Source organism: Acinetobacter sp. ANC_7635 (assembly GCF_056779945.1).
Window position 1 is genome coordinate 25,840 of record NZ_JBWYIS010000014.1, and the last position, 14,236, is coordinate 40,075.

Genomic DNA, 14,236 nt, shown 5'->3' on the forward strand with positions numbered 1-14,236 from the left:
AGTAAAAAAGGAGCAATGATTGCTCCTTTTTTATTCACTATTGATTAATCATCTTGACCATCAAAAGTGAGGCGGGGGCCAGAATTCAACAGATAGTGTGGATCTTCTTCAGAGAGTTTGATTTGTAAGCGTAAATCGTTGGCAGAGTCGGCATGACGCAATGCTTCGTCATAAGTGATTTTCTCAGCTTTATATAAGTCAAATAGCGCTTGATCAAACGTCTGCATTCCAATTTCACGGGAACGCTTCATGACTTCCTTAATTTCATGAACTTCGCCTTTACGCACCAAGTCTGAAATCAGTGGAGAATTGATTAAGATTTCAATTGCGGGATGACGTGATTTTTTATCAGGAGTCGCAATTAACTGTTGTGCAATGATTGCCTTCAAATTCAGTGAGAGGTCCATAAACAGTTGGCTGTGACGATCTGTCTCAAAGAAATGAATAATACGATCTAAGGCTTGGTTAGCATTATTGGCATGTAAGGTCGCAAATACTAAATGTCCTGTTTCAGCGAAACTAATCGCATAGTTCATGGTTTCACGTGAGCGGATCTCACCAATAAGAATAACATCAGGTGCTTGACGGAGTGTGTTTTTCAGTGCAATTTCAAAGGAGTCTGTATCAATGCCAACTTCACGTTGAGTAATGATACAGCCTTGATGTTGATGAATAAATTCGATTGGGTCTTCAATGGTAATGATATGACCTTTAGAATTTTGATTACGATGACCGATCATTGCTGCAAGCGAAGTCGATTTACCTGTACCAGTAGCACCTACAAATAAGATGATCCCGCGCTTAGTCATTGCTAAATCTTTAAGTACGGGCGGTAGTTTCAGCTCATCAATACTTGGAATGACAGTTTCAATCCGACGTAAGACCATGCCAGGTTGATCACGTTGCTGAAAAGCACTGACACGAAAACGTGCAGTTTTATCACGATTGGCAATAGCAAAATTACATTCGTGTGTTGCAGCAAATTCAATTCGTTGTCTTTCACTCATAATCGAGTGAATCAATTGACCTATGATTTCACCAGTGAGTTTTGTTTTAACTACAGGCACAATTTCACCATTAATTTTCATTGATGGTTCAATATCTGCACTGATAAATAAATCTGAAGCCTTGCGCGCAATCATCATGTCGAGCAGGTCATTAAAATCCATTTTGATTCCCCTAAATCAAATGACGTTCACTTTTTTATAAAAATGATTCTGGTTGTTTAGCCGCAGTACGTGCAACTTGCGGGGTAATAATGCCTTTCGCGACAAGATTTTTGAGACTTTGATCGAGAGTGGTCATGCCATAATTTGCACCGGTTTGTATTGCAGAATACATTTGTGCAACTTTGTTCTCACGGATGAGATTTCGAATCGCTGGAATTCCAATCATAATTTCGTGAGCAGCTACCCGACCGCCACCTGTTTTCTTCAAAAGTGTTTGAGAGATGACGGCTTGAAGCGATTCAGAAAGCATGGCACGAACCATGTCTTTCTCATCGGCAGGAAACACGTCGATAATACGGTCAATTGTTTTTGCGGCAGATGTGGTATGCAGTGTTCCAAACACCAAGTGACCAGTTTCCGCAGCAGTGAGTGCAAGTCGAATGGTTTCGAGGTCACGCATTTCACCGACGAGAATAATATCTGGATCTTCACGCAGTGCAGAGCGTAGCGCTTCATTAAAACCATGTGTGTCACGATGCACTTCTCGCTGGTTAATCAAACACTTTTTGGATTGGTGCACAAATTCAATTGGATCTTCGACGGTTAAAATATGGTCGTAACGGTTGTCGTTAATGTAATCCATCATCGCCGCAAGCGTAGTCGATTTACCTGAACCCGTTGGTCCTGTGACCAAAACAATTCCTCGTGGATAGGCGCAAATGTCTTTGAAAATTTGCCCCATGCCCAAGTCTTCCATAGAAATCACTTGAGAAGGAATGGTACGGAATACCGCGCCAGCGCCACGATTTTGGTTGAATGCGTTGACACGGAAGCGTGCTACACCAGGTACTTCAAATGAGAAATCGGTTTCTAATTTTTCTTCATAATCGCGACGTTGTTTATCATTCATGATGTCGTAGATTAAGCGGTGTACTTCTTTGTGTTCTAAGGCTGGTAAGTTAATACGACGAACTTCACCATCAACACGAATCATCGGTGGCATTCCCGCAGAAAGGTGCAAGTCAGACGCCCCGTTTTTCACTGAAAATGCCAGTAATTCTGTAATATCCATAAATTCCCCGAACGCATTAAAATCGTAATTATTTTGATAGAATAATAAGGCTTTCCTACAGCTTAACCAACAGTTAGCGTGCAAGAAAGTAAAAAAAGATGAATTAACTGAGATAGCTATACATGATGAGTCTAGAGCAAGCGAGAAATAGTGTCATTCAACAAATTGAACAAGCCTGTGAAGTTGCTCAACGACAATCTAACGAGGTTAAACTCCTTGCTGTTTCCAAAACGCATCCAGCGGATATTTTGAGAGAAATGTATCAGACTGGTCAACGAGCATTTGGTGAGAATTACCTGCAAGAAGCATTAGATAAAATCAAAGCGCTGAATGATTTAGACATCGAATGGCATTTTATTGGTCATGTACAACGCAATAAAACCAAACAGTTGGCTGAACAATTTGCATGGGTGCATGGGGTTGATCGCTTTATTATCGCAGAGCGACTCTCTAATCAACGCACAATCGAACAGGAGCCTATCAATATTTGTCTTCAAGTGAATATTGATGCTCAAGAAAGCAAAGATGGTTGTGCAGTTTCAGAGGTCGAAGATCTGGTTGCTCAAATGAGCATATTACCTCGACTTCGATTACGAGGATTAATGGTCATTCCAGCACCTGGCAATGTAGATGCACTCTATGATGCCAAGACACTTTTTGATCAGATGAAAGAGCATCATGCACATCCTTCTGATTGGGATACCTTGAGTATGGGAATGTCGGGTGATTTACAAGATGCGATTAGCGCTGGATCGACTATGGTTCGCATAGGGACGGCCTTATTTGGGGCGCGAGATTACTCAAAATGATTGGATTCAGTCTGCACTGAACTTTCGGGTTCAGTCGCTGTCATTGTAAATACAACTTTTTATGTATAAAAATAAACCAATATATTTCACATAATCATAAAACAGGGAAGAATTGGATGAGTTCGTATTATCAGCTTTTAGAACGAAAAGTGTGTGATGATGGATCAGTACTGGCTAAGTATAAGTCGACTATACATGCTCAAGGTGCATGGAATGCGCACGAACAGCATATGGCGCCCGCAACAGGGATTATTTGTGCAGAGTTGGATCACTTTTCTGCTCGGTCTGACCTACGGATTGGACGTATAAGTTTAGATATTTTGGGCCTGATACCCGCTGGGGAGTTTCAAATTGAAACTCGAATTATTCGACCTGGAAAAACCATTGAATTGATCGAGTCGACCATGTCTGCACATGGTAAAAGCTGTATTCAGGCACGTACTTGGCGAATGATGATGAGTGATACTCAGGCAGTCGCAGGATTAGAAGATCAAAAAGTTGCTGATCCTGACGAGGGGATCTTATGGGAAGAAATTAGAAACTGGCCTGGAGGCTATATTCAATCACTTGAGGCACGCCGTTTAGATCGACGGGCAGGCAAGGGCATTGTATGGCTAACCAATCCTTATGACATGGTTGAAGGACAAATACATTCAGACTTTGTGAAGTTGATGGGAATGGTCGATACAGCGAATGGAATTGTCACACGACAAGGTTGGCCGTTTAACTATACTTTTCCAAATTTAGATTTACAGATACATCTCTATCGTATGCCAATAGGTAAGTGGCTAGGTCTGGAAACAGTGCAACAATATGGTGATGACGGTATCGGGTTAACTTCATCTATTCTTCATGATCTGAACGGACCTTTTGGACGAGCTGAGCAAATTTTAACTTTAAGAAAACTGGCTTAGATTAAAGCCGTCATTTGACGGCTTCAACTTTTTATCATTAATCATTAACCGACAATATTAATGGTACTGGCACCTGCACCTACAGGTTTGACCTGAATCTGTACTGGAATGCGTTCATGCATTTCCTGTACATGCGAGATCAACACCACTTTACGTCCCTGACTTTGTAAATGATCTAAGGCATTCATCACCATATGTAGTGATGCAGGATCGAGCGTGCCAAAGCCTTCATCAATAAACAGTGATTCAAGTTTCATTGAACCTGATGCCATGTTAGCAATCGCTAAAGCAAGGGCTAAAGACACTAAGAAAGTTTCACCACCTGATAAGGACAACACAGGTCGAACTTCGCTGTTCATATCTAGGTCAATAATGGCCAAACTTAAACTGTCAGGAATACGATGCAACTGATAACGTGGCGCAAGCGGCTGTAATTGCTGATTGGCATATTCCACCAAAATATCTAAATGATGCTCTTGAGCAATCTTTTTAAACTTGGTGCCTTCCTTATGCCCAATCAAATCGTAGATACGTCCCCAACGATATTCTTCCGCCTTGATTTGTTCTATTTGGCTTTGATACTTAGCATAGTTGGCTTGATTGGCAGCATTCATACGTAATTGAGTTTCTGTATCAGTGAGTGCTTCTTGTTGAGCGAGCTTTTCCGTTTGCAAGTTCTCAAGTTGCTGCTCGAGCATGCTGAGATCATGTTCAGGCTGATGTTTTAAATGGGCTTGATAACGTTCTTCTAAAACTTGCCAAGCGGTTTTGGCATTCTCTAAAAGTTGTCGCTGCGTATTTAACTCATGGCGTATTTGTTGATGTTGGGCTAAATTAATACTTAACCATGTCGTGATTTGATCTGTGGTCACGGTCGGATGGCTCAGTTGCCATTGCTGAATAGCCTGTTGTACTTGCTGTAATGCCTGTTCAATATGATGTAAATCACTGAGCAACTGCTGCTGTTGTAAATTGGCTGCATTCAGCTGTTGTTCAGCATGTGCAGTTTTACTGCGTTGTGCATGAACCTCATTGGCATGGGCGATAGCAGTTTGCTCTAAATGTTTTTGCCAATCCGCAGCATAACGGTAGCTTTGACCGGCATAGTCTTGGGTCAGTTCCGCAAGTTTCGAGCGTAACATTTTGCCTTGCTCAATCAGTTGTTCAATCTGGTGAGTCAGGTGTTGTTCGTGCTTTTGCGCTGCTTCAAAGCGCAGCGTCATTTTTTCAAGTTCCTGCTGTGCTTGCAGCAGTGATGTCTCTACCTGTTTTTGCATGGTGAGCAATGCAACACGTTGCTGTAGCTGCTGTTGTAATTCAGCAACCCAATGTATTGGCATGTCTTGCTGATAGCGAGCAGGCAGTAACTGCACAATGGGTTGAATACCTTGATCAAGTTGCACACGACGTTGAATATTCAATTGTAATTGCTGTTGTTGCTGTTGCTCCTTACGCCATTGCTCAAGCAATTGACCAAGTTGTTGTTCTTGTGCCTGTTGTTGTTCGATATGCGATTGCAGTGTTTCGATCTGCTGCATTATGCGCTGCTGTAACTGAATCGGGTCTGCCGTGTCGAGATCTAAACCCAGTTGTTGTAATGCTGCTTGAATATGCACGATCTGTTGCTGAGTCGACTGCGTCAGCTGTTGCACACGTTGTTGTTGTTGTTCAAGTAAGGTCTGTACTTTGGATTGCTCAATCTGGGCTTGCTGTACCTCACGATTGAACTGTTCCAGTTGTTGACGAGCCTCCTGTAATTGCTGCTCGTGTAGTTGCAATAAACCTTGTTCTAAGCGTTGCTGACTTTGTAAAAACGGATGTTCATGGCTCCCACAGACCATACATGGTTGATTGGCTTTGAGCTGTTCACGTAAATGCTGCACGTTTTCGCTATGCAATAGACGCTGTGCCTCCAAGATGCTTTGTAGCTGGGTATAGGCGGCTTCTTGTGTGGCTTTTTCGCTCAAGCGTTTTTCAAGAGTCTGTTGAATAATCTGCAGTTGCTTTTGTTGTTCAGCGATTGAGCCTGTCAGGTCGTGTGTTTCGCTGATATGGGTAATGACTTGATCAAGCTGCTGCTGTTGATGTTGCAGTCGTAATACCGTACTTTGCTGATGTTCACGCTGTTGTTGGATGTTTTTTTGCGATTGTGTCAAAGCGTCAAGACTTTCATGTTGAGCCACATAGCTTTGCAGACGTTGTACAATGGTTTGCTGTTGCTGTTCTAAAGTTGCAAAGGATTGTTGTAATAGTTCTGGCTCTTGTTGATGAAGCAACTGATATTGCTCGACATAATGTTGTAGCGCCTGCAAAGTACTTTGTGGTTCTTGGTCAAAGCATTGTAAAAATTGGCTTTGGGTTAACTCAAAGTTGATTTGTTGCTGTTTATTTTGCCAAGCCAATACGCTGGTCTGTTGTTGTTCAACAGCATGTTTTGACGGTTCTAATTCATTGAGAACAAGCTGATCTTTATCTGCACTGAGTTTTTTATACTGTTCAGAAATACTGTGAATGTCATGATCCAACTTTAAGCCTTGTTCAAGATGAGGCTTAATATCCAAACGTTGCTGCTCAAATTGCGCTTGGGCATGTTCATAGGCTTTTAAGCGCTGTTGTTCAGTAGTAGCTTGTTGTTGTAAAGAGACAAACTCAGCTTGAAAGGCCAGTTGTTTTTGTTGCACCTCAAGTTTTTGTGGTTCTAAACGTGCACGCTGTACATATTGTTCACGAATGGCTTGAAATGCATCAAGCTGTTGTAGCAATTGTTGTTGTGCTGCGGATTTATTTACGGCATCAAGCTGAACTTCATAAATTTCTTTTTTGCCATGGACTTCAGCATACAATTGATCACGCTCAAGATACCATTTACGTTCATTTTCAAGCAGCTTTTCTGATTGTGCCAAATGTACGAGTTGTTGTTTTAACTGCTGATGTCGTTGATTTAAGGCTGCAAGTTGTTCTTCACTCAGAATATCAATATGACCGAGTTGCTTTTCTAAATCAGTACGTTGCTGTTTAATTTCACTAAATTTATCAGCGGCTTTTTTACTGACTTCACTAAAAATTTGCGAATTGGTTAAATATTCGAGTAAGTCTGCACGTTCATGGTCTTTGGCTTTTAAAAATGCACCGACTTCAGACTGTGCTAACAGGACTGCACGGGTAAATTGCTCAAAACTGAGACCAATCAGCTTTTCAATCAGTGGCGTCACTTCCGAGATTTTTTGCGTTAAGGTCGCGCCATCATCTAAACATTGAACAAAGCGCTCGACTTTTAAATTGCCATCAACTTTTTTACGCGCACGGCTAATGTCCCACCGCGCCAAATAGCGTTTACCATCAAGGGCAAGAAATTCAAGTTCAGCAAAACCAGCGGTGGTACCACGACGCAGAATATTCTTCGAATCTTTAATTGAAATGTCTTTACCGCCTACATCTTTCATGCTGCCAGCTGCGCCACGTAAACGTGGGATTTCATCGTACAAAGCTAAACACATGGCATCGAGCAGCGTCGATTTTCCTGCACCTGTTTTACCAGTAATGGCAATCAGACCTGCCTGAGCCAATGGCGCTTGTTCAAAATGGATATGTTGTTCACCGGCTAAAGAGGCCAAGTTGTTTAAACTGAGTCGAATAATTTTCATGACCTGTCCTTAGTGCGCTTTTTGATCCAAATCGTGTTGTGCCGCTTCAAGCAAAGTTAAGAAATCACGCTTCACCGATTCATCCTGCTCATAGCCCATTTTTTCCCACAAGCTTAAAAATAATTTTTCAGGGGTGGGGGGCGCTAAATCGACTTTGTGACTTTCATCGTTTTGCTCCGTTGCTTTTTGATAAATTCGAGCTATACGCAGTAAACGATAACGATTTGGTGGCAGTGCCAGTTCAATCTGCTGACGTAAGTCTACAGGCGGTGGGGCATCTGTCGTATATTCAATCTCTAGAAAATGTCGTGCATTGAGATTGTCAATTTCGCCTTTTGGCAGGGCATGTACCGTAGTGATTAATTCAGACAAGGGTTCACGAATTCGAATCAAATCCACGGTACGTGGAATAACGTGCGCTTGATATTGAAAATGATTTTGTTCATCAGCTTCGGGGTCAATGGTGACTTCAACCACTTGATGTTTATAGTTGCGTTCACTAAAAGACAGTGGAATAGGTGAGCCACTGTAGCGAATATGTTCCTGTCCAACTTTTTGCGGTTTATGCAAATGACCGAGTGCCACATAATCAATCACATCATCAAATAATGCAGTGGATAAAGCCTCTTCGTTACCAATCACAATTGGACGTTCGGAATCTGAGGTTTCACCGCCTTGCATATGGGCATGTGACATCAAAATTAAGGCTTGATTGGGTTGTTTACGCGCTTTAGCTTCCGCAATAAGTTGTTGGTGTAAATAGGCAATCGCATTTTGGCTGTTGGTGGTATTTTCATTTAAGCCTGTAATTTCGGCACTGCGTAAATAAGGCAGGGTTAAGCACCAAGCAACGATATTTTTATCAGCATCATAAATAGGTACCAACAAACGATCGAGATCAAATTCACCATCCTGTTTGCCAATAATACCGACCGCTTTGGCATTGAATTTCGCTAGAAAAGGTTCAACCTGTTCAATGCGGTAACCGGAATCATGATTACCTGCGATCATTAAGGTTTGCATATGCGGGGCAATGGCATGGGCATCGGTAAGAAACTGGTATAACTGTTTTTGAGCAGATGATGCAGGATTGACTACATCAAAAATATCACCGGCAATCAGCAGGGCATTCGGTTGTTTTTGTTGAATTTGCGCAAGTAGCCAGTTTAAAAATTGTGTGTGTTCATAGTCACGATCATGATTGTGAAAAAATTGCCCCAAATGCCAATCTGAAGTATGAAAAAAACGCACTGCCATTACCGAACCCCAAAACATCTCAATTGTCATCTTATCCAATATCGGACTTTAAAACATCGAAATTTTTAACATCTCTATAAGACAGCTTTTAATCGCTATTTTTTATTCGATTTACTCTTTTTTCGTCTTTTTCTCTTGTTTCTATTTTTGATTCTCGAGTTGATCGAGATTTGCTTATGAGAAGAGGATGCATGCAGTTTAGCTGCTGTTAACGATTGATCTATTTTATGATGAAAAAAAGACTGGATGACTAAGGGTACCAATAGAATGCTTAGCCAAATACTCATATTGATGGGAATTATTTGATAGATATAATTTAAAGAATAGACTGAAACCGTAAAAATGAGTGCAAACCGAGCTTCTGTTTTAGAAATTTGATCTTCTGAAAAACGTTTGATATGGATCAGCGTATTTTGTTTGACATCTGAAAAATAAGAACGCGTGTATTTATTGGGAAAATAGCTGAGAAGCAGCATTAAGTTTTGAAAAAGATATAAAGACGATAAACCGAGTAAAAAATATCGAAATAATAAAATTAAACGCTCAACCCAACGATGCTCAGATGTAATATCGCCCTGTGAATAAAGTTCTATAATTTGATCAATAGACAAAATTAAAATTGAACAACAAGTAAAGAAACTCAGTAGAAAACGGCTTAAATGATGATGCTTAATTTCAAAAAAGGCATGTACAATCGAATAGAGTAAAAATATTAACAAGATTATTGTGATGAATGTCGATAATACTGTATCAACACCAAGCATCTGTTTTTCGAAAAACCAATAGCAAATTCCAAGTGCGAATAAAAAACTAAGCCCTTCACCAAAAGGTGTGGTTAAACTCTGATGATGCTCTACAGAAAAAATCATTAAGTAAGCACCAAGATAGAAATAGACCCAAATTATTAATGGATTCGAGCTAGAACTCTGTATAGAAATAAATGAAAGTGCACTCAGAAATAGACTTAAAATTGAATAAATTAAGATTTTTTCTTTATTTTTAATGATTTGATAACTTTGATAAAAAACACCACAGAGTAAACTGATGATTGTAAGCGGTATGTGAAATTGATGATTAAGAAAAGCTTTAAGAAAAACAGTGCAATAGCAAATTAATACGATACCGATAAGAAAGCGAGTGAAGGGATAATTCAATACATCCCAAAAGTCTGATTTAAAATTTAGACGTTTTTTTAGACTAATTTTATGTTTAATTTTTTCTTTATACATTGCGACTAGGATTTATTCTGATTGTTATCTCATCTTTATGGATAAAAGTATATTTAGAAAATTTATTAAGTTCAAAAATAAAGCCGACGATTCGAGTGATGTGAAATCGTCGGCCAAAATACTTCAGTCATTCAAATTTAGGCTGCTAAACTAAATTTTTCTGCAAGAAGCATGATTTATAGGTCTCATTGGGGTATAAGGTCACCGTGTATCATTGCGGATGCCGGTGCAATGACTACGCGGTTGCTACTGACCTTGTACCTTATATAACGCATAAGGTTGTGATTCGGTTGACAAGAAAATTAAAAATATTTGATTTATTTTCGGTTATGCTTTGTGACAGGAATTTATTGCGTCTGAGAGTTATGGTTTCTTTAAGAAAATATTTTTTATGGTTCTTTTTACTTTGCTTAGGATTAACGCTGGTTGCAGGTATATTGGCAGCGTTATTGCCTTCGGCAATTGCAGGAATAGTCACTGCACTTCCATATTTAATAGCGATGATTGTTGTTTTATATAAATTTATTCATCAACAACAACGTGCACCTTCGGATCAAGAACGTAAAAAATTCACATTAGGCTTTACATTGATTTTTTGGGGCTATAACTTTCTTGGTGTTTTTTTAAGTATTTTATTTTTCTCGAGAAAAGACCCTGAAATTTGGCAGAACTTTTTACTCTATGTCCAAAATTCCAGTTTCTTAAGTCTCAGTGCAATTATGATTTTGATGCTGGCGATCCCATTATATTTAATTACCTTTTGGTTTTATGGTCCACAAGCGAAGCGCATGGCGAATAAATTGGTGGTAAATAAGTAATCATGAATTGAGCTCAAAGGCATCTTTCACCATGATAGAGGGATCAGATCATAAGAGTATTTCTATGTATCATCCTTGCGTTTTGGTTACTGGTGCAACAGGTTTTATTGGATCTTATTTGGTTGCATATTTGCTAGATCAAGATTATCAAGTGATTGGTTTAAGCCGACAGTCCAATCCAAAAATGAAGCATCCACGTTTGACATGGGTTCAATCTTTCGATGATATCCAACACGCTCAAATTGACTATGTTATTAACTTAGCGGGTGAAAGTATTGGTGATGGTCGCTGGACGCAAAGGCGAAAACAAAAACTCATCGACAGCCGAGTGAATACGACCGATGCATTATTACATTATCTGCTGACCCATCAGCAACATCCCAAGCGAATTATTTCTGGTTCTGCTGTAGGATATTATGGTATTGATCCTGATCAAGAATGGTCAGAAAAAAACAATGAGCAGGGATCATCTCAACCGATCTTTATGTCCGAACTTTGCCAAGAGTGGGAGAGGTCGGCGCTCCAACACAAAAATCAGTTTGATATTAAGGTCATTCGTTTAGGCGTGGTGTTTGGGCATGGCGGAGGAATTTTACAACAATTACTCTTACCGATTCGATTTAATCTGGTAGGTAAAATTGGTTCAGGTCAGCAGCCCTTAGCATGGATTCATATTCAGGACGTGATTCAGGCGATTGAATTTCTGATGTTGAATGACACTCCAAACGAAGTTTTTAATTTCGTTGCTCCTGAAGAAACGAATCAGGTGTATTTTGTTCGCACCGCAGCAAAAATTTTAAACAAGAAACCGCTTTTAAGTCTGCCTGATTCATTGTTTAAAATCATGTTAGGTGAGCAGTCTCAATTGGTTTTAAATGGACAATACGTTATACCAGAAGCACTTATTCAAGCAGGTTATACATTTAAGTATCCAGAACTCAAAATGGCGTTGGAGCAACTACTTCCATCACATTAAACTTGAAACTTCAAAGATGGGTCATAGGGTCTAGGATCAACGAGGGTGGTCTGATTCAGCATGAGTTGTCGTAGTAACTGCGCTGCAGCTGGCCCCATGCATAAACCATTTCTAAAATGACCAAAATTCGCCCATAAGTTTTTCATTTCAGGCATTAAACCGATATATGGAATTCCATCAGGTGAGCTAGGTCTCAAGCCTGCCCATTGTTGCACAATCGGGAAATTTTTAAGTTCAGGTATGAGTTGAATGCATGCTTGGTAAATGGATTGTTGTGTTTTCAAATTTGGGCGATGTTCAAAACCTAATTCCGCCATACTGGAACCACAGACGATATGGCCATCTCGACGTGGAATCATATACATGACATTGTACATACACATCGTGGGTAGCCAGTTTTCAGGGGTTTTGAATAGGATCATCTGCCCCTGAACAGGTTGAACAGGGATATTGAAATCGAGTTGTGATGCCCAATGTGCCGACCAAGCTCCAGTAGCGATAACATACTGATCAGCTTTAATTTGATGTCGATCATGCAGAACAATGGATTGAACTTGCTGATTTTGAATCAGTAATTTTTCTACCCACTTATGCTCGATAATCTTTACTTTTGAATGTGATTTAAGATAAGTCAGAATAGACTTTAAAAGACGAGGATTACGAACATTAGACAATTGTGGAAAATGCAAAGCCTGCTTGAAAGTATTAGAAACTCGTGGATTCAGATTTCTTAATTGAGTCTCGTCGAGTAAATCGCAATGCTGCATCGGCTCGTTATACTGCGCTTTATAACTGAGGCCAATCTCAAAATCATCTTCATCAAAAATTAACATGCCTGAATCGTGAATTTCGAAATCAATGCCACTCAATGGTTGAATTTTTTGATTCCAAGATTGATATAACGATTTACCATGTTGTGCCAATTGATTGACTGCTTTGGGATAACGCCAAGGATACATAGGTGACAAAATACCACCACCTGCCCAAGATGCAGCTTTAGCTGCTTGTTTTTGATCAATGAGGGTAATTTCACAACCTTGTTCGAGTAATTCAAGCGCTGTTAGTAAGCCGCTAATTCCACATCCAATGATGGCAACGTGCATTTTTATCCACCTTCAAAATGACGGTGTGTATTAGACCATATTCAAGCTCTAATCGTGCAAATAATCTCAATGATGTAAAGAGATCGATGAGATGTAAGATGTTAAATGAGTAAGTTAAAAGTTGGGTCTTGAATACAATGATGATGATTTTAGTAGAAAAAAAGCGCTTTATGGAAAAGCGCTTTTGATTCAATAGTGTATTATATATCTTTAAGCATTTTTGCAGCATCTTCAGCAAAATAGGTCCAAATTCCATCTGCACCAGCACGACGACAGCTCATCAGTGATTCTAAAATTACACTTTCAGAAAGCCAGCCGTTTTGGATTGCTGCTGCCAACATGGCATATTCACCACTCACTTGATAAACAAATGTTGGAATGCCAAATGTGTCTTTAACTTCACGTACAATATCTAGATATGGCATCCCTGGTTTTACGATCACCATGTCTGCACCTTCTTGAATATCTAGTGCAATTTCGTGAAGAGCTTCAGCTCGGTTTCCTACATCCATTTGGTAGTTATACTTATTACCACCTTTTAAATTAGATGCTGAACCCACGGCATCACGGAAAGGACCATAGAAGCTTGATGCATATTTGGCAGAGTAAGCCATGATATTGGTATAAATATGACCATTTGCTTCAAATGCTTGACGAATCGCAGCAATACGACCATCCATCATATCACTCGGTGCGAAAACATCGGCTCCTGCTTCTGCATGGCTTAAACCTTGTTTAATCAGACACTCAACAGTTTCATCATTCAGGACATAACCTGTTTCATCTATGATGCCATCCTGACCGTGTGTTGTATAAGGGTCTAAAGCGCCATCAGTGATGAGTACCATTTCTGGTAATTCTTTTTTTAGAAGACGGACAGTGCTTTGAACTAAACCATCATCTCTCCATGCTGCTTCAGCAGTTAAACTTTTGTCTTCTTGTGGGGTAACTGGGAATAAAGCTAATTTAGATACACCTAATTCTAAAAGTTTTTCAGCTTTGTTTAACAACAAATCAGCTGAAAGACGGTGAATATTTGGCATACTAGGTATTTCTTGGGTTTGATTTTGACCTGGTAGAACAAATACCGGATAAATGAGATGTTCAGCAGAAAGATGTGTTTCTCTCACCATCGCTCTGAGTTTGTCATTTTTTCGAATACGGCGCATGCGTGTTGCAGGAAAAGCAGGGCGATTAAACGTATAAGTCATCACAATCTCGATGTTTGGTATTTTACTTGGGTCT

At 39.9% G+C, this 14,236-nt stretch carries 11 protein-coding genes; 4 read left to right on the forward strand and 7 right to left on the reverse strand.

Annotation, left to right across the window (positions count from 1 at the left end; all coding sequences use genetic code 11):
• Positions 1 to 44: 44 nt before the first annotated feature.
• Entirely contained in the window at positions 45 to 1,169 is a 1,125-nt protein-coding gene (locus AC1M89_RS12805; RefSeq protein WP_481614288.1) for a PilT/PilU family type 4a pilus ATPase, read from the reverse strand.
• A gap of 34 nt (positions 1,170 to 1,203) precedes the next feature.
• On the reverse strand, positions 1,204 to 2,241 hold the full coding sequence (locus AC1M89_RS12810) for a type IV pilus twitching motility protein PilT (RefSeq protein WP_092768204.1): 1,038 nt from the start codon (positions 2,239 to 2,241) through the stop codon (positions 1,204 to 1,206).
• A 122-nt stretch (positions 2,242 to 2,363) separates the two neighbouring features.
• Here AC1M89_RS12810 and AC1M89_RS12815 point away from each other — a divergent pair, with 122 nt between their 5' ends.
• Entirely contained in the window at positions 2,364 to 3,050 is a 687-nt protein-coding gene (locus tag AC1M89_RS12815; protein WP_035267462.1) for a YggS family pyridoxal phosphate-dependent enzyme, read from the forward strand.
• 116 nt (positions 3,051 to 3,166) lie between these two features.
• Positions 3,167 to 3,964, forward strand: coding sequence for a thioesterase family protein (locus AC1M89_RS12820; RefSeq protein WP_180028750.1), 798 nt, complete (start codon positions 3,167 to 3,169; stop codon positions 3,962 to 3,964).
• 44 nt (positions 3,965 to 4,008) lie between these two features.
• Here AC1M89_RS12820 and AC1M89_RS12825 read toward each other — a convergent pair whose 3' ends face one another.
• From AC1M89_RS12825 to AC1M89_RS12835, 3 genes are all read right to left on the reverse strand, one after another.
• Positions 4,009 to 7,608 (reverse strand): AAA family ATPase, encoded by a 3,600-nt coding sequence (locus tag AC1M89_RS12825; protein ID WP_481614289.1) that lies wholly within the window; start codon positions 7,606 to 7,608, stop codon positions 4,009 to 4,011.
• Between the two features lie 9 nt (positions 7,609 to 7,617).
• Positions 7,618 to 8,865 carry an exonuclease SbcCD subunit D gene (locus AC1M89_RS12830; RefSeq protein WP_481614290.1) on the reverse strand — a complete coding sequence of 416 codons (1,248 nt, stop codon included), beginning with the start codon at positions 8,863 to 8,865 and terminating at the stop codon, positions 7,618 to 7,620.
• Between the two features lie 95 nt (positions 8,866 to 8,960).
• Positions 8,961 to 10,094: a hypothetical protein gene (locus AC1M89_RS12835; protein WP_481609234.1), complete on the reverse strand. Its 1,134-nt coding sequence runs from the start codon at positions 10,092 to 10,094 to the stop codon at positions 8,961 to 8,963.
• A 365-nt stretch (positions 10,095 to 10,459) separates the two neighbouring features.
• On the opposite strand from AC1M89_RS12835, the gene AC1M89_RS12840 reads away from it, so the two are divergent.
• Entirely contained in the window at positions 10,460 to 10,912 is a 453-nt protein-coding gene (locus AC1M89_RS12840) for an ABZJ_00895 family protein (protein WP_035266293.1), read from the forward strand.
• A 64-nt stretch (positions 10,913 to 10,976) separates the two neighbouring features.
• Complete coding sequence (locus AC1M89_RS12845; RefSeq protein ID WP_481614291.1) at positions 10,977 to 11,888, forward strand: TIGR01777 family oxidoreductase; 912 nt, start codon at positions 10,977 to 10,979, stop codon at positions 11,886 to 11,888.
• On the opposite strand, the gene thiO is transcribed toward AC1M89_RS12845, so the two are convergent.
• Together thiO and hemB are read right to left on the reverse strand one after the other, a co-directional pair.
• Positions 11,885 to 12,991, reverse strand: coding sequence for a glycine oxidase ThiO (gene thiO / locus AC1M89_RS12850; RefSeq protein ID WP_481609236.1), 1,107 nt, complete (start codon positions 12,989 to 12,991; stop codon positions 11,885 to 11,887). The two genes, AC1M89_RS12845 and thiO, sit on opposite strands and share 4 nt — an antisense overlap.
• Positions 12,992 to 13,191: 200 nt before the next feature.
• Positions 13,192 to 14,202 (reverse strand): porphobilinogen synthase, encoded by a 1,011-nt coding sequence (gene hemB / locus AC1M89_RS12855; protein WP_092768220.1) that lies wholly within the window; start codon positions 14,200 to 14,202, stop codon positions 13,192 to 13,194.
• Positions 14,203 to 14,236: the final 34 nt, after the last annotated feature.

Coding starts and splice junctions, on each gene's coding strand:
- AC1M89_RS12805 (WP_481614288.1), bottom strand. CDS start 1,169: ATGGATTTTAATGACCTGCTCGACATGATGATTGCGCGCAAGGCTTCA.
- AC1M89_RS12810 (WP_092768204.1), bottom strand. CDS start 2,241: ATGGATATTACAGAATTACTGGCATTTTCAGTGAAAAACGGGGCGTCT.
- AC1M89_RS12815 (WP_035267462.1), top strand. CDS start 2,364: ATGATGAGTCTAGAGCAAGCGAGAAATAGTGTCATTCAACAAATTGAA.
- AC1M89_RS12820 (WP_180028750.1), top strand. CDS start 3,167: ATGAGTTCGTATTATCAGCTTTTAGAACGAAAAGTGTGTGATGATGGA.
- AC1M89_RS12825 (WP_481614289.1), bottom strand. CDS start 7,608: ATGAAAATTATTCGACTCAGTTTAAACAACTTGGCCTCTTTAGCCGGT.
- AC1M89_RS12830 (WP_481614290.1), bottom strand. CDS start 8,865: ATGGCAGTGCGTTTTTTTCATACTTCAGATTGGCATTTGGGGCAATTT.
- AC1M89_RS12835 (WP_481609234.1), bottom strand. CDS start 10,094: ATGTATAAAGAAAAAATTAAACATAAAATTAGTCTAAAAAAACGTCTA.
- AC1M89_RS12840 (WP_035266293.1), top strand. CDS start 10,460: ATGGTTTCTTTAAGAAAATATTTTTTATGGTTCTTTTTACTTTGCTTA.
- AC1M89_RS12845 (WP_481614291.1), top strand. CDS start 10,977: ATGTATCATCCTTGCGTTTTGGTTACTGGTGCAACAGGTTTTATTGGA.
- thiO (WP_481609236.1), bottom strand. CDS start 12,991: ATGCACGTTGCCATCATTGGATGTGGAATTAGCGGCTTACTAACAGCG.
- hemB (WP_092768220.1), bottom strand. CDS start 14,202: ATGACTTATACGTTTAATCGCCCTGCTTTTCCTGCAACACGCATGCGC.